17 protein-coding genes are annotated in these 14,227 nt (G+C 61.5%); 16 read left to right on the top strand and 1 reads right to left on the bottom strand.

Annotated elements, in window-relative coordinates; translation table 11 throughout:
• The first annotated feature begins 113 nt into the window (after positions 1 to 113).
• The 5 genes from dpaL (at position 114) to hydA (ending at position 6,334) form a co-directional block, all read left to right on the top strand.
• Positions 114 to 1,328 carry a diaminopropionate ammonia-lyase gene (gene dpaL / locus DXC79_RS04710; RefSeq protein ID WP_089573553.1) on the top strand — a complete coding sequence of 405 codons (1,215 nt, stop codon included), beginning with the start codon at positions 114 to 116 and terminating at the stop codon, positions 1,326 to 1,328.
• Between the two features lie 74 nt (positions 1,329 to 1,402).
• The gene (locus tag DXC79_RS04705) at positions 1,403 to 2,788 is read left to right on the top strand and encodes a YgeY family selenium metabolism-linked hydrolase (protein WP_055252228.1); all 1,386 of its coding nucleotides are present in this window, start codon (positions 1,403 to 1,405) and stop codon (positions 2,786 to 2,788) included.
• 201 nt (positions 2,789 to 2,989) lie between these two features.
• Positions 2,990 to 4,192 carry a knotted carbamoyltransferase YgeW gene (ygeW, locus tag DXC79_RS04700; RefSeq protein ID WP_055252229.1) on the top strand — a complete coding sequence of 401 codons (1,203 nt, stop codon included), beginning with the start codon at positions 2,990 to 2,992 and terminating at the stop codon, positions 4,190 to 4,192.
• A 150-nt stretch (positions 4,193 to 4,342) separates the two neighbouring features.
• On the top strand, positions 4,343 to 4,957 hold the full coding sequence (locus DXC79_RS04695) for a nucleotidyltransferase family protein (RefSeq protein WP_158550967.1): 615 nt from the start codon (positions 4,343 to 4,345) through the stop codon (positions 4,955 to 4,957).
• A 9-nt stretch (positions 4,958 to 4,966) separates the two neighbouring features.
• The gene (hydA, locus tag DXC79_RS04690; RefSeq protein ID WP_117635326.1) at positions 4,967 to 6,334 is read left to right on the top strand and encodes a dihydropyrimidinase; all 1,368 of its coding nucleotides are present in this window, start codon (positions 4,967 to 4,969) and stop codon (positions 6,332 to 6,334) included.
• Positions 6,335 to 6,413: 79 nt separating this feature from the next.
• On the opposite strand, the gene yqeC is transcribed toward hydA, so the two are convergent.
• Positions 6,414 to 7,151: a selenium cofactor biosynthesis protein YqeC gene (gene yqeC / locus DXC79_RS04685; protein WP_117635325.1), complete on the bottom strand. Its 738-nt coding sequence runs from the start codon at positions 7,149 to 7,151 to the stop codon at positions 6,414 to 6,416.
• 102 nt (positions 7,152 to 7,253) lie between these two features.
• Between yqeC and yqeB the strand changes: the two genes are divergently transcribed.
• The 11 genes from yqeB to secY all read left to right on the top strand — a co-directional run bounded on the left by yqeB (position 7,254) and on the right by secY (position 14,224).
• Positions 7,254 to 8,048, top strand: coding sequence for a selenium-dependent molybdenum cofactor biosynthesis protein YqeB (gene yqeB, locus DXC79_RS04680; RefSeq protein ID WP_089573559.1), 795 nt, complete (start codon positions 7,254 to 7,256; stop codon positions 8,046 to 8,048).
• A 9-nt stretch (positions 8,049 to 8,057) separates the two neighbouring features.
• A complete protein-coding gene (locus tag DXC79_RS04675) occupies positions 8,058 to 9,101 on the top strand; it encodes an XdhC family protein (protein WP_117635324.1) in 1,044 nt (347 codons plus the stop codon).
• A gap of 311 nt (positions 9,102 to 9,412) precedes the next feature.
• Positions 9,413 to 9,970, top strand: coding sequence for a 50S ribosomal protein L5 (rplE, locus tag DXC79_RS04670; RefSeq protein ID WP_006235260.1), 558 nt, complete (start codon positions 9,413 to 9,415; stop codon positions 9,968 to 9,970).
• Between the two features lie 79 nt (positions 9,971 to 10,049).
• A complete protein-coding gene (locus tag DXC79_RS04665; protein ID WP_022094280.1) occupies positions 10,050 to 10,235 on the top strand; it encodes a type Z 30S ribosomal protein S14 in 186 nt (61 codons plus the stop codon).
• Positions 10,236 to 10,354: 119 nt separating this feature from the next.
• Complete coding sequence (gene rpsH / locus DXC79_RS04660; RefSeq protein ID WP_006235262.1) at positions 10,355 to 10,753, top strand: 30S ribosomal protein S8; 399 nt, start codon at positions 10,355 to 10,357, stop codon at positions 10,751 to 10,753.
• Between the two features lie 33 nt (positions 10,754 to 10,786).
• Positions 10,787 to 11,323: a 50S ribosomal protein L6 gene (gene rplF / locus DXC79_RS04655; RefSeq protein WP_006235263.1), complete on the top strand. Its 537-nt coding sequence runs from the start codon at positions 10,787 to 10,789 to the stop codon at positions 11,321 to 11,323.
• Between the two features lie 75 nt (positions 11,324 to 11,398).
• A complete protein-coding gene (gene rplR, locus DXC79_RS04650; RefSeq protein ID WP_006235264.1) occupies positions 11,399 to 11,767 on the top strand; it encodes a 50S ribosomal protein L18 in 369 nt (122 codons plus the stop codon).
• 14 nt (positions 11,768 to 11,781) lie between these two features.
• Complete coding sequence (gene rpsE / locus DXC79_RS04645; RefSeq protein WP_022094279.1) at positions 11,782 to 12,306, top strand: 30S ribosomal protein S5; 525 nt, start codon at positions 11,782 to 11,784, stop codon at positions 12,304 to 12,306.
• Between the two features lie 2 nt (positions 12,307 to 12,308).
• Positions 12,309 to 12,491, top strand: coding sequence for a 50S ribosomal protein L30 (gene rpmD, locus DXC79_RS04640; protein ID WP_006235266.1), 183 nt, complete (start codon positions 12,309 to 12,311; stop codon positions 12,489 to 12,491).
• A gap of 3 nt (positions 12,492 to 12,494) precedes the next feature.
• Positions 12,495 to 12,944: a 50S ribosomal protein L15 gene (rplO, locus tag DXC79_RS04635; protein WP_006235267.1), complete on the top strand. Its 450-nt coding sequence runs from the start codon at positions 12,495 to 12,497 to the stop codon at positions 12,942 to 12,944.
• The gene (secY, locus tag DXC79_RS04630) at positions 12,938 to 14,224 is read left to right on the top strand and encodes a preprotein translocase subunit SecY (RefSeq protein WP_035137447.1); all 1,287 of its coding nucleotides are present in this window, start codon (positions 12,938 to 12,940) and stop codon (positions 14,222 to 14,224) included. Before rplO ends, secY begins: the two co-directional genes overlap by 7 nt.
• Positions 14,225 to 14,227: the final 3 nt, after the last annotated feature.

Raw genomic sequence — 14,227 nt, 5'->3', positions numbered from 1 at the left:
AGTACTAACAAACTTTTTGTTTGGCATCCACATAAAAGTTCAGCCGTGTGAATGGGATCGGGCTGAAACGCGTATGCGGGGGCCGGCAAGAGAGGACTTAAGGAGTTCACCGTATGGCCGATAAGATCCAGTGGGCGGGCAACACGATGCCCAAGAGCGATGACAAGCACTTGGGAATCATGAGTCTCGACCACGTGAAGAAGGCCCGCGCCTTCCACCAGTCGTTCCCCCAGTACACCGTCACTCCGCTTGCCCGCCTGGACGGCCAGGCCGCGCGCCTGGGCCTGTCCAACCTGTGCGTTAAGGACGAGAGCTATCGCTTTGGCCTCAACGCTTTTAAGGTCCTGGGCGGCTCGTTTGCCATGGCCAACTACATTGCCGACGAGACCGGCAAGGACGTTGCCGACTGCACCTTCGATTACCTGACCTCCGATCAGCTTGCCAAGGACTTTGGCCAGGCTACCTTCTTTACCGCTACCGATGGCAACCATGGCCGCGGCGTGGCGTGGGCTGCCAACAAGCTGGGCCAGAAGGCCGTCGTGCACATGCCCAAGGGTTCTACCAAGCCCCGCTTCGATAACATCGCCGCCGAGGGCGCCACGGTGACCATCGAAGAGGTCAACTACGACGAGTGCGTGCGCATGGCCGCCGCCGAGGCCGACGCCTGCGAGCGCGGCGTCATCGTTCAGGATACCGCCTGGGAGGGCTACGAGAAGATCCCGTCCTGGATCATGGAGGGCTACGGCACCATGGCTTCCGAGGCTGCCGAGCAGCTGCGCGAGATGGCCATCAACCGCCCGACGCACGTCTTTGTCCAGGCTGGCGTAGGCTCGCTCGCCGGCGCCGTGGTGGGCTACTTCACCAACCTGTATCCCGATAACCCGCCCACCTTCGTCGTGGTCGAGTGCGCACCGGCCGCCTGCCTGTACAAGGGCGCTGCCGCCGGCGACGGCGACCCGCGCATCGTGGACGGCGACATGCCCTCCATCATGGCCGGTCTGTGCTGCGGCGAGCCCAACATTCTGGGCTGGGATATCCTGCGCAACCACACCACCGCGTTCGTGTCCTGCCCCGACTGGGTCACCGCTCGCGGCATGCGCACTCTGGGCGCTCCCGAGAAGGGCGACCCGCGCGTCATCTCTGGCGAGTCCGGCGCTGTGACCACCGGTCTGGTCGAGACTCTCATGCTCGATCCCGAGTACGCCGAGCTCAAGGAACTCATCGGCCTGGACAAGACGAGCTCCGTGCTCTGCTTCTCCACCGAGGGCGATACGGATCCCGACCAGTATCGCCGCATTGTTTGGGAAGGCGAATATCCCACTTGCTAATCGTTGGGGCGGAGTAAATAGGTATCGCTCCGCCACCTCACAGGTAGATTCCTTCATTTGAAAGGTTATGAACAATGGCTAAAGAACTCGATTTCGACGCTATCAAGGCTGCTGCTGAGTCTCATCGTGCTGATATGACTCGCTTCCTGCGCGCTATGATCTCCCATCCCTCTGAGTCCTGCGAGGAGGGTGAGGTTGTTGCCTGCATCAAGGCCGAGATGGAGAGCCTTGGCTATGACGAGGTCAAGGTCGACGGCCTGGGCAACGTCATGGGCTTTATGGGCGAGGGCGACAAGATCATCGCCATCGACTCCCACATCGACACCGTCGGCATCGGCAACATCGAGAACTGGGACGCCGATCCCTATGAGGGCTACGAGACCGACGAGATCATCTACGGCCGCGGCGGCTCTGACCAGGAGGGCGGCATGGCTTCCGCTACCTACGCTGCCAAGATGATGAAGGACATGGGCCTCATCCCCGAGGGTTACAAGATCATGGTCGTCGGCACCGTCCAGGAAGAGGACTGCGACGGCATGTGCTGGCAGTACATCTACAACAAGGACGGCATTAAGCCCGAGTTCGTCATTTCCACCGAGCCCACCGACGGCGGCATCTATCGCGGCCACCGCGGCCGCATGGAGATCCGTGTCGACGTTCACGGCACCTCCTGCCACGGCTCCGCTCCCGACCGCGGCGACAACGCCATCTACAAGATGGCCGACATCATCGCCGACGTCCGCGCCCTCAACAACAACGGCTGCGACGAGTCGACCGACATCAAGGGTCTCGTCAAGATGCTCGACCCCAAGTACAACCCCGAGCACTTCGAGGATGCCCGCTTCCTGGGCCGCGGCACCTGCACCGTCAGCCAGATCTTCTACACCAGCCCCAGCCGCTGCGCTGTCGCTGACTCCTGCGCCATCTCCATCGACCGTCGCATGACCGCCGGTGAGACCTGGGAGTCCTGCCTGGACGAGATCCGCAACCTGCCGGCCGCCAAGAAGTACGGCGACGACGTGAAGGTCTCCATGTACATGTACGACCGTCCGTCCTGGACCGGCGAGGTCTACGAGACCGAGGCTTACTTCCCCACGTGGATCAACAAGGAGACCGCTCCGCACGTCAAGGCCCTCGTCGACGCCCACAAGGCCATGTTCGGTGACGAGCGCATCGGCTGCGAGCCCAGCATGGACAAGCGCACCGGTCGCCCGCTGTGCGACAAGTGGACCTTCTCCACGAACTGCGTTTCCATCCAGGGCCGCTATGGCATCCCCTGCGTCGGCTTCGGCCCGGGTGCCGAGTCTCAGGCTCACGCTCCCAACGAGGTCACCTACAAGGACGACCTGGTCACCGCTGCCGCCATGTATGTGGCTGCCCTGAACCTCTACGATCCGAGCCAGGCCGATGGCGACGCCACCGTGTTCCGCGCCGGTCTGACCAACAACAAGATCGATTAGTCCCATTCCTCGATCTTGTTGAGCCGGGGACAGCTCGTGTCCCCGGCACCCCCTGTTGACTTGGGGCCCGCGGTCGTTATCTCCCATGCTTCCTCGACGGTAGCGGGTCCTCGTCATAGTGCTCTGCATGTTCTAGCCACACGCGCATGCCGGAGCACATCTACTCATTGCAATCGTTTCATCTTTGGAAAGGATATTTACATGGACGCCAAGTTTACCGAGCTCGTCGAGCAGCTGAACGGCCTCGATTTTAAGGGCATGTACGGCAGCGACTTCCTGCACACCTGGGATAAGACCACCGATGAGCTCAAGGCGCTCTACATCGTCGCCGACGCCCTGCGCGAGCTGCGCGAGAACAACGTTTCGTCCAAGATCTTCGATTCGGGTCTGGCCGTCTCCCTGTTCCGTGACAACTCCACCCGTACGCGCTTCTCCTTCTCTAAGGCAGCCAACCTGCTCGGCCTTGAGCTGCAGGACCTGGACGAGAAGAAGTCCCAGATCGCTCACGGCGAGACCGTCCGCGAGACCGCTACCATGATCTCCTTCATGGCCGACGTCATCGGCATCCGCGACGACATGTACATCGGCAAGGGCGACGCCTACATGGCCGAGGTCTCCGAGTCTGTCCAGCAGGCCTACGAGGACGGCGTTCTGGATCACCGTCCCACGCTCATCTCCCTGCAGTCCGACTCCGATCACCCCACGCAGTCCTCTGCCGACATGCTCTACCTCATCAACGAGTTTGGCGGTCTTGAGAACCTCAAGGGCAAAAAGGTTGCCGTCACCTGGGCCTACTCGCCCTCTTACGGCAAGCCGCTGTCCTGCCCGCAGTCGCTGATCAGCCTGCTGCCCCGTTTTGGCATGGACGTCACCTTGGCCCACCCCGAGGGCTACGACCTCATGCCCGAGGTCGTCGAGCGCGCCAAGGGTTATGCCGCCGAGTCCGGCACCACCTTTAAGCAGGTCAACACCATGGCCGAGGCCTTCGAGGGCGCCGACATCGTGATCCCGAAGAGCTGGGCTCCGTTTGCCGCCATGGAGAAGCGCACCAACCTGTACGCCGAGGGCGACGACGCCGGCATCGCTGCACTCGAGAAGGAGCTGCTCGCTCAGAACGCCACGCATCAGGATTGGTGCTCTACGACCGAGCTCATGGAGAAGACCGCCAACGGCCAGGACACCATCTTTATGCATCCGCTGCCCGCCGACATCTCCGGTGTCTCCTGCGAGCACGGCGAGGTCAACGCCGACGTCTTCGATATGCACCGCGTGGGCATGTACAAGGAGGCCAGCTACAAGCCGTACGCCATCGCAGCCATGATGTTCCTGCAGAAGGTTGCCGATCCCGCCGCTACCCTCAAGGCCCTCGACGAGCGCAACACCGCCCGTTGGTTCCAGGCCTAAAGCTGGGTTGAGGTAAGCCATGTAAAGGGGGCGCTCTGCCAACCGGCGGGGTGCCCCTTTTTGCATCGTGGGCGTGCGGGATAAGCGCTTTCGATGTAGATGCCCCGCGACGCGAGTTATGGGTACGATGGTTTCAGGGGAGGTATCGCCATGAAACTTGGTTGCGTGATTATGGCTTCGGGCGAGGGCAAGCGATTTGGCTCTAACAAGATGCTCGCCGATATCTATGACGAGCCGCTGATTGCCCGGACCATTGATTCGGTTCCCCGGGGCTTTGACGTTGTGGTTTCGACGCGTTGGCCCGAGGTCGCTCGGATTTGCGAGGATAAGCATTGCCCGTGTGTGCTGCACGATGGCGAGCTGCGCAGCGAAAGCGTCCGTGCGGGGCTTTCGTGGGGAGTCGAACGCAACTGGAAAGGCTGCCTCTTTTTGCCGGGCGACCAGCCGCTCGTGAGTTCGGATTCTTTTGAGGCTATGGTTCGTGCATTTGACGAGCGTGGCCGCAAGCATCCGGTGCGCCTTGCGTGCAACGGTGAGCCTTCGAGCCCGGTGATCTTTCCGGCGGAACTGTTCGATGCACTTATGTGTCTTGAGGGTAAGGACGGCGGCGGTTCGATCCTCAAGGACCGTGCCGACGTGGTGCTGGTCGAGGCGCGTGCCTACGAGCTGTGGGACGTCGATACCGTCAAAGGACAGCGACGCATAACGGAGCATATCGCCGCCTGCTCGTATTTTGATCGCGTGGCCAACTGCATCAATCAATAAGGAGCAATTATGATCATCATCAAAAACGGCGCACTCGTGACGCCCCAGGGGCTTCGCCGCGCCGATCTTGCCATGGAGGGCGACAAGATTGTGCGGATTGCCGCGGCAATCGAGCCGGGCGAGGGCGATACCGTCGAGGACGCCACCGACTGTTGGGTGTTTCCCGGCTTTATCGACGGCCACACGCACATGCAGTGCTGGACCGGCATGGATTGGACAGCCGATAGCTTTGAGACCGGCACGCGCGCGGCTGCCTGCGGCGGCACGACGACCATTGTGGACTACGCGACGGCCGATCGCGGCGTGACCATGCCCGATGCCTTGGTCGAGTGGCATCATCGCGCCGACGGCACCTGCACCGCCAACTATGCCTTCCATATGGCGCTTGCCGAGTGGAATGAGCGCAACCGCGCCGATCTTTCGGCCATGCGCGAGGCGGGCGTGTCGTCGTTTAAGACCTACTTTGCCTACGACCATCTGCGCCTGGACGATGCCGAGACGCTCGAGGTGCTGGAGGAGCTCAAGCGCGTGGGCGGTATCCTGTGCGTGCATTGCGAGAACGGCACGTTGGTCAACGCGCTGCAGAAGCGCGTGTTTGAGCAGGGTATCCACGGGCCCGAGGGCCATGCGCTCAGCCGTCCAGACGTGTGTGAGGCCGAGGCCGTGAGCCGCCTGCTGTATCTGGCGCACTTGGCCGGGGACGCTCCGGTCAACGTGGTGCACCTTTCGACCAAGCTGGGGCTCGAGGCCATTCGCGCTGCTAAAGCGCGCGGGCAGAAGAACATCTATGTCGAGACTTGTCCTCAGTATCTGATGCTCGACGATACTTGCTACTTGGAGCAGGGCGAGGACGGCTTTGCGGGTGCCAAGTATGTGATGAGTCCGCCGCTGCGCCATGCCGGCGACCGTGCGGCTTTGCGCGAGGCGCTTGTGGCCGGCGAGATCGATACGATTGCGACCGACCACTGCAGCTTTAATCTGCACGGGCAAAAGGACCGCGGGCGCGATGACTTCCGCGCGATTCCCAACGGCGGGCCCGGCGTGGAGCATCGTCCCGTCGCGATTGCCACGAGCTTTGAGGGACAGCTGGGACCCGAGGATCTGTGCCGCTTGATGAGCGAGAACCCGGCGCGCGTGTTTGGGATGTACCCGCGCAAGGGCTGTCTTGCGGAGGGCTCCGATGCCGACGTGTGCGTGTGGGATCCCAAGGCGCGCTGGACAATCAGCGCCGCGACGCAGCATCAGGCTGTGGACTACACGCCACTCGAGGGTTTTGAGGCACATGGCCGCGCCAAGGCTGTTTACGTCAACGGCGTGCTGGCGGCACGCGACGGCGAGCCAACCGGAGCTCAGCCCGGCCGCTACGTGCCCCGCTAACGGGAAGACCGCCGGGGTAGCTAATTTGGGAGATGATTTTTTGGGACGGGGTAGCAAAAAGAGCCCCGTCCCAAATTTGCTACCCCTGGAGGCTGGTGGCGATGAGGGGGCGGTTGAGGGCTGCCTCGAAGCGATCTGCCATTGTTGGGTCGGCAAGCGTGTCGGCTTGGTTGAGCATGATACGGGCATTGCTGAGGTTCAGCATCTGCAGCTCGGCATTGAGCACCTGGGCGACGCGCTCTGGGGTGGCAGCGTCGGTGGGCTCGCAGCCGCAGCGCTCGCAGAAGAGCTCGGGGCGGTGGACAACCTCGGCGACGGGCTTGCCCAGCCCCGAGGCGCCGACGACCCAGACAACGTTTGTCGCGGCGGCGGGAATTACCGGCTCCCAGGCGGCATGTGCCTTGAGCGGGAGTCGCTTGCTGCCATCTGCCTCGGCCAACACATAGTCAAAGCGCTGCGCCAGCTCGTTGAGCGGCTCGGCGGGGGCGGAGAGCTTGCCTGTCTCCGGGTCCAAAACACCCGTCTGGCAGATGCTTCCGCGGACAAGTCCCGCGCATGCCTCGCAGGTGCAGCCGGGAACATGTAGGGTCCCCGGCTTCCAAGGCGCGGCGTCCAGGCGACGGCTCGACCCGTCCCATGGCACGCCGGCGACGGGAAACATGTGCGTGGTGGTACAGAGGAGCACGCGGCCGCCAGCGCGCATGAGCTCGAGACCCAGCGTCTTCAGCAGCGTCGACTTGCCGCCACTGCCGATAATCGCGGTAATGCCCGGCTCGATCCTGAGCGCGGAGGCAAGATTGCCGCTAACCGTTTCCATCTGTTCACCGCCGTATAATACTGTGATAATAAATAATCATCAGAGTAGCGGCCGAACCGCTTTTGCTCTGCTCAAACCGTAGCACAGGGAGGTACCCCGGGAATGCTCGTTTATGTTCGCGGCGCCGGCGATATCGCCACGGGCGTCGCCGCTCGCTTGGTGCGCGCCGGCGTTTCGGTCGTTATGGCCGATATCGCGGTTCCCACGTGCATCCGCCGCACAATCTGTTTTTGCGAGGCCATTCGCCTGGGCGAGGTCGAGGTCGAAGGCATTCGCGCTCGCTTGGCACGGACGCCGGCTGAGGCGCTTGAGATTACCGAGGCTGGAGACGTCGCCGTTGTGGTGGACCCTCAGGCCAAGATGCTCGGCGAGCTGAAACCCGCGGCTGTGGTCGACGCGATTTTGGCTAAGCGCAACTTGGGCACCACGCGCGACATGGCGCCTGCCGTCATCGCTGTGGGGCCGGGCTTTACCGCGCCGGTTGACTGCGACGCCGTGGTCGAGACCATGCGCGGGCATTTTCTCGGCCGTGTCATTACCCAAGGTTCGCCCCAGCCCAACACGGGCGTGCCGGGCATTATCGCCGGCTATGGCAAGGAACGTGTTATCCACAGCCCCGCCGCCGGCGTGTTTCGGTCCGACCGCGCAATCGGCGACATCGTGAGCGCCGGAGACGTGATTGGCTACGCGGGCGATACGCCCATGTGCACGCAGATCGATGGCTGTCTGCGCGGGCTTTTGGCGAACGGCGTGCAGGTGACTGAGGGCTTTAAATGCGCCGATGTCGACCCGCGCGGCGATGCCAGCTATATCAACTACATTTCGGACAAAGCGACGTCGGTCGGCGGCGGCGTGCTCGAGGCACTCGCTATGCTCACCGATGTCTTTAGAGGATAGAAGGCGGCAATGGAAAAGCTCGATGTTGTGAATGCGGCGCTTGCCGCCCTGCGTGCTGGCGAGACGTGCGAGCTGGTGGTCGTGGCCGGTACGGCGGGGTCGTCCCCGCGCGGTGTGGGCGCCTGGATGGCCGTCTTTGCCGATGGCAGCCAGGCGGGCACTATCGGCGGCGGCAAGATTGAGCTCTTTGCGCTGGATGAGGCGCGCGAGCTCCTGAGCGCGGGACAGTCGCGTCTGGTCCGCTACACCATGGGCGGCGAGAACTCCGATACCGGCATGATCTGCGGCGGAGCCATCTGCCTGTGCTACCTGCATTTGGATGCGAATCAGGCACCGTTGTTCCAGTCGGTTGCCGACGTCTTGGCCTATCGGCGCATCGGCGACTTCGTCATCGACTTTGAGCCGTTTATCGCGAGCGCGCTCGAGGGCGATGTGGTTGAGTACCATGGCGAGACATCGCGCCATACCATTGCCGGCTGCCCCGAGCTTTCGCTGGTGGAGGAGGGGAGTAAGGTCACCTACACCAACGCCGCCTCCGAGATTCCCCCGGCGCACATCGAGACGCTCTGCCCCGAGGGCCTGACCTATATCTTTGGCTGCGGCCACGTGGGCGCTGCGACGGCGCGGGTGCTCACGGCGGCGGGCTTTGCCGTCGTGGCTTGCGACGACCGCCCCGGCACGTTGACCCCCGAATGGGTGCCCGGCGTCTACGACCGTCGTCTGGTCGATTATAAGAACCTGAGCGAGCTGTGTCCCATCGGCCCGCGCGACCTGGTGGTCGTCGCCACGGCGGGTCACAAGTCCGATATCGACGTGGTGATTCAGGCCATGCGCGCCAAACCCGCCTATCTGGGCTGCTTGGGCTCGCGCCGCAAGACGGCCTTTGTGTGCGCCCGCTTGGAGCAGGAGGGCTTTACGCAGGAGCAAATCGACGAGCTGCACCTGCCGATCGGTGTCGCCATCGAGGCCGAGGACCCCGAGGAAATCGCCATCTCCATAGCCGCCGAAATGATCCACCTGCGCCGCACCAAGCTCGTCCCCCGCAAGCGCTAATCGCATCCCCACCAATAAGTTGCGGTGAAATACGGATTGTTTAAGCCTGTTAGGCCGCCCAACAGTCCCTATTTCACCGCAACTGCTTGTTGGGACCCATTTGTGCGGGGGAGTTGTGGAGTTGTGCAGGCAGACGAGGTTTTTCTGGAAATACGCTCCCGATGCGCGTATAGTACCGATTGTTTTGTCGGCTCCTGCTGCGTCGAGTCCAAACCGCGAAATGCCATGAGCGGCGCGGATGCAGCCAGGAGGCACGAGGACAACCCATCGTGGCCACGCCCCGTGCTTAAAACCCCAAGAAGGAGTGAACAATGGCAGAAGAGAAGTATGTGCCGCGTCTGAAGACCAAGTACAATAACGAGGTCAAGCAGCAGCTTCAGGACAAGTTCCAGTACGAGAACGTCATGATGATCCCCAAGTTTGAGAAGATCGTCGTGAACATGGGTGTCGGCGAGGCCGCTACCGATTCCAAGGCCATCGACGGTGCCGTGCGCGACCTGCGCGCCATCACCGGCCAGCAGCCGATGATCACCCGTGCCCGCAAGTCCATCGCTACCTTCCGCCTGCGCGCCGGTATGCCGATCGGCTGCAAGGTTACCCTGCGTGGCGACCGTATGTGGGAGTTCTTCGATCGTCTGACCTCCGTCGCGATCCCCCGTATCCGCGACTTCCGTGGCATCTCCGCCAAGAGCTTCGACGGCCGTGGTAACTTCTCCATGGGCGTTACCGAGCAGCTCATCTTCCCCGAGATCGACTTCGACTCCGTCGATCACCAGCGTGGTATGGACATCACTTTCGTGACCACCGCCAACACCGATGAGGAGGCCAAGGCCCTTCTGGACGCCTTCGGTTTCCCGTTCAAGAAATAGGTTCACCTGCCCTATAAGCGCCGTTCCCACAAGGGGGCGGCGCTTGGGGCGAACAATACTCTATGTGAGGAGGATATAAGTGGCTAAGACATCGATGATCGTCAAGTGCAATCGCAAGCAGAAGTTCTCTACTCGTGAGTACACGCGCTGCCAGCGCTGCGGCCGTCCGCACTCTGTGTACCGCAAGTTCGGCCTGTGCCGTGTCTGCTTCCGCGAGCTTGCACTCAAGGGCGAGCTTCCCGGCGTTAAGAAGGCCAGCTGGTAAGTCACTACCAGCGTTTCAAGCATCAGTTTGGAACAGGGAAAACGCGCTAAAAAGGCTTTGCCGTTAAGGGCGGCGAAGAACCAAGAGCACGTGTTCATCAAGAACGAAGGAGAATCTGTATGAACCTTACAGACCCGATCGCAGATATGCTTACGCGCATCCGTAACGCTAACTCTGTGAACAAGGCCACGGTCTCCATGCCGAGCAGCAAGAAGCTCGTCGAGATCGCTCGTGTTCTGCACGAGGAGGGCTACATCGAGGGCTACGATGTCGAGGACACCGTTCCCCAGAAGACTCTGCACATCACGCTTAAGTATGGTCCCAAGAAGGCTAAGGTCATCAACGGCATCCGCCGCATTTCCAAGCCGGGCCTGCGTAAGTACACCGGCGTTGCCGACATGCCCCGCGTCCGCGGTGGCCTTGGTACCGCCATTATTTCCACCAGCCATGGCGTCATGACCGACCGCGATGCTCGCAAGCACAACGTCGGCGGCGAGATCATCGCTTACGTCTGGTAATTCGCTCGGTAGGTAGAAGGAAAGGAGATCACCGTGTCTCGTATCGGTAATAAGCCTGTCCAGATTCCCGCCGGAGTCGAAGTGGCAGTCAACGGCAACAACGTTGTCGTCAAGGGCCCCAAGGGCCAGCTCGAGCTCGATGTCTTTGAGAAGCTCGCTATCAACGTCGAGGACAACGTCCTCACCGTTTCCCGTCCCGACGACGAGCGTGAGACCCGTGCCCGCCACGGCCTCACCCGCGCCCTCATCCACAACATGGTTGTTGGCGTTTCCGAGGGCTTCGAGAAGAAGCTCGAGCTCGCCGGCGTCGGTTACCGCGTGCAGCAGAAGGGCAAGAACCTCGAGTTCTCCCTGGGCTTCTCGCACCCCGTGATCGTCGAGGCTCCCGAGGGCATCACCTTCGAGGTTCCCGACAACACCCACGTGAACGTCAAGGGTATCAACAAGCAGCAGGTCGGTCAGATCGCCGCTGAGATCCGCGGCCATCGTCCTCCCGAGCCTTACAAGGGCAAGGGTATCCACTACGTTGGTGAGCACATCCGCCGCAAGCTGGGTAAGGCCGCCAAGTAGTCGTAACCGACTCACTCGCATAAGACCAGCACCCCGTCAGGTGCTGGCAAGATCAACCTTTTTAGGAGTTTACGTATGAACAAGCATAAGGCGAAGCTGGAAGGCCTCAAGCGTCGTCAGCGTCGTGTTCGCGGCAAGGTCTCGGGTACCTCCGAGCGTCCGCGTCTTCGCGTGACCCGTACTAACGCCAACATCTATGCCCAGATCATCGACGACAGCAAGGGCTCCAGCCTGACGCTCGTCTCCGCCTCGACCCTCGAGGCCGAGTTCAAGGGCACCCACACCTCGAACAAGGAGGCTGCGGAGAAGGTCGGTCAGCTCGTTGGCAAGCGCGCCATCGAGGCCGGCATCACCAAGGTCGCCTTCGATCGCGGTGGCCGTATCTACCATGGCCGCGTCAAGGCCCTCGCCGACGGTGCTCGTGCCGCCGGTCTCGAGTTCTAGGAGGTATGTAGCACATGGCTCGTAATCAGAAGCAGCAGCGCGAGGCCTCCGAGTTCGAGGAGCGCGTCGTTTACATCAACCGCGTGTCGAAGACCGTCAAGGGTGGTCGTCGCATGAGCCTCGTCGCTCTCGTCGTCGTTGGCGACGGCAAGGGCAACGTCGGCGTTGGCATGGGCAAGTCCGCTGAGGTGCCCATGGCCATCTCCAAGGCATCTCTCGATGCCAAGAAGAACATGTTCCACGTGCCGGTGACCGATCAGGGCACCATTCCGCACGAGGTTCTCGGTCACTTTGGTGCCGGCCGCATCATCATCAAGCCCGCTGTCGAGGGTACCGGCGTTATCGCCGGCGGCGCTGTGCGTCCCCTCTTCGAGCTTGCTGGCATCAAGAACGTCCTGTCCAAGTCCCTCGGTACCGACAACGGCCTCAACATCATCAAGGCTGCCGTCGAGGGCCTCAAGGAGCTCTCCAGCCCTGAGGACGTCGCGGCTCGCCGTGGCCTGACGGTCTCCGAGATGTTCGTCGGTAAGGAGAACTAAGCATGGCTGACACCATCAAGATCAAGCAGGTCCGCAGCACCAACGGTTGCAAGCAGGACCAGGTCCGTACTGTCCGTGCCCTCGGTCTCCACAGGATCCGCGAGGTTCGCGAGATTGCTGACAACGAGTCCGTCCGCGGCATGATCTTCAAGGTCAAGCACCTTGTCGAGATTGTAGAGGAGTAGCAAATGCAGCTTCACGATCTTACTCCCGCGCCCGGTTCCACCAAGAACCGCAAGCGCGTCGGCCGTGGCAATTCTTCGGGTCACGGCACCACTTCTGGCCGCGGCCAGAAGGGCCAGGGTTCCCGCTCTGGCGGCACCAAGGGTGCCGGCTTCGAGGGTGGCCAGACTCCGCTGGCTATGCGCCTGCCCAAGCTTCCGGGCTTCCGCAACCCCCGTCGTATCGAGTACACCGCTGTTAACGTTGAGCGTCTCGAGCGTAAGTTCGAGGACGGCGCTGTGATTGACGGTGCCGCTCTTAAGGCCGCTCGCATCACCAAGAGCGAGTTCGAGCCCGTCAAGGTGCTCGGCAATGGTGAGCTCACCAAGAAGTTCACGGTCAAGGTCGACAAGGTCAGCGCTTCTGCGCAGGCCAAGATCGAGGCCGCCGGCGGAAAGGTCGAGCTGCCGTGCTAAATGGTCTTAAGAATGCTTTCCGCATCAAAGAATTGCGCGAAAAGATTCTTTTTACCATAGCTATGCTCGTCGTGTACCGCATTGGTGCGCACGTTCCTGTGCCCGGCATTCCCTTCCAGGGGATGCTGGGCCTTTTCTCGACCGATAACAATTCGGTCGCCGCAGGTGCTATGGCCCTCCTGAATCTTTTCTCTGGCGGCGCGTTGAGCTATGTGTCGGTGTTTTCGCTGGGCATCATGCCTTACATCACCAGCTCAATCATCCTCCAGATGCTCCAGGCCGTTGTGCCTTCCCTGCATGAGCTTGCCCGCGAGGGCGAGGTCGGTCAGACTAAGATTACGCAGTATTCGCGTTACCTCACCCTGGCTCTGGCAATCCTCAACTCCGTGGGTTACCTCTTCCTCTTTAAGAGCTTCGGCATCAGCTTCAATGGCGCCGGCGCTCCCGAGATCATCTTCGACCTCATGATCGTCGGCACGCTCACCGCGGGCGCCATGCTGATCATGTGGATTGGTGAGCTCATCACCCAGCGCGGTATCGGTAATGGCATGTCGCTGATCATCTTCGCGAACATCATGGCCGGCCTGCCGCAGGCGATCTTCTCCAGCACCGAGGGCAATGCCGGTGGCATCATTACCATGGTGATCATTTGCGCCATCATCCTGCTGGTTATCCCGCTGATCGTTTTCCTTGAGCGCGGCCAGCGCCGCATCCCGGTCTCCTACGCCAAACGCGTCGTGGGCCGTCGCATGATGGGTGGCCAGACCACCTACCTGCCCATCAAGGTCAACACCGCGGGTGTCGTGCCGATCATCTTCGCTTCGGCGCTGCTGTACTTCCCGGCTCAGATTGCCGTGTTCTTCCCCGGCATCGGCTGGATTCAGGCAGTTGCCTCTGCGCTTTCGACCGGTTGGCTCAACTGGGTGCTTAACGTTGTCCTCATCGTGTTCTTCGCGTACTTCTACACCTCCATGGTGTTCAACCCCGATGACACGGCCGATAACCTTAAGAAGCAGGGCGGCTTTATTCCGGGCGTGCGTCCGGGTAGGGCTACCGCGGCCTACATCAAGAACGCGCTCAACAAGATTACGCTTCCCAGCGCTGTCTTTTTGGCGCTCATCGCCATCGTGCCTTCGATCATCTTCTCCTTCACGGGTAACCATCTGATCCAGGCATTTGGCGGCACGTCCATCCTCATCATGGTCGGCGTCGTGCTCGACACGGTCGATAAGCTCGAAGGCCAGATCAAGATGTATGATTACGATGGATTCTTTAAATAGGCT

The organism is Collinsella sp. TF08-11AT (genome assembly GCF_003437035.1).
Lineage (GTDB): Bacteria > Actinomycetota > Coriobacteriia > Coriobacteriales > Coriobacteriaceae > Collinsella.
Note: the sequence above shows the minus strand (reverse complement) of the source record. Positions and strands in the feature narration are given on the sequence as shown.

What these genes read in the sequence shown, in the direction of transcription:
- dpaL (WP_089573553.1), top strand. Translation starts at nt 114, where the DNA reads ATGGCCGATAAGATCCAGTGGGCGGGCAACACGATGCCCAAGAGCGAT.
- DXC79_RS04705 (WP_055252228.1), top strand. Translation starts at nt 1,403, where the DNA reads ATGGCTAAAGAACTCGATTTCGACGCTATCAAGGCTGCTGCTGAGTCT.
- ygeW (WP_055252229.1), top strand. Translation starts at nt 2,990, where the DNA reads ATGGACGCCAAGTTTACCGAGCTCGTCGAGCAGCTGAACGGCCTCGAT.
- DXC79_RS04695 (WP_158550967.1), top strand. Translation starts at nt 4,343, where the DNA reads ATGAAACTTGGTTGCGTGATTATGGCTTCGGGCGAGGGCAAGCGATTT.
- hydA (WP_117635326.1), top strand. Translation starts at nt 4,967, where the DNA reads ATGATCATCATCAAAAACGGCGCACTCGTGACGCCCCAGGGGCTTCGC.
- yqeC (WP_117635325.1), bottom strand. Translation starts at nt 7,151, where the DNA reads ATGGAAACGGTTAGCGGCAATCTTGCCTCCGCGCTCAGGATCGAGCCG.
- yqeB (WP_089573559.1), top strand. Translation starts at nt 7,254, where the DNA reads ATGCTCGTTTATGTTCGCGGCGCCGGCGATATCGCCACGGGCGTCGCC.
- DXC79_RS04675 (WP_117635324.1), top strand. Translation starts at nt 8,058, where the DNA reads ATGGAAAAGCTCGATGTTGTGAATGCGGCGCTTGCCGCCCTGCGTGCT.
- rplE (WP_006235260.1), top strand. Translation starts at nt 9,413, where the DNA reads ATGGCAGAAGAGAAGTATGTGCCGCGTCTGAAGACCAAGTACAATAAC.
- rpsH (WP_006235262.1), top strand. Translation starts at nt 10,355, where the DNA reads ATGAACCTTACAGACCCGATCGCAGATATGCTTACGCGCATCCGTAAC.
- rplR (WP_006235264.1), top strand. Translation starts at nt 11,399, where the DNA reads ATGAACAAGCATAAGGCGAAGCTGGAAGGCCTCAAGCGTCGTCAGCGT.
- rpsE (WP_022094279.1), top strand. Translation starts at nt 11,782, where the DNA reads ATGGCTCGTAATCAGAAGCAGCAGCGCGAGGCCTCCGAGTTCGAGGAG.
- rpmD (WP_006235266.1), top strand. Translation starts at nt 12,309, where the DNA reads ATGGCTGACACCATCAAGATCAAGCAGGTCCGCAGCACCAACGGTTGC.
- rplO (WP_006235267.1), top strand. Translation starts at nt 12,495, where the DNA reads ATGCAGCTTCACGATCTTACTCCCGCGCCCGGTTCCACCAAGAACCGC.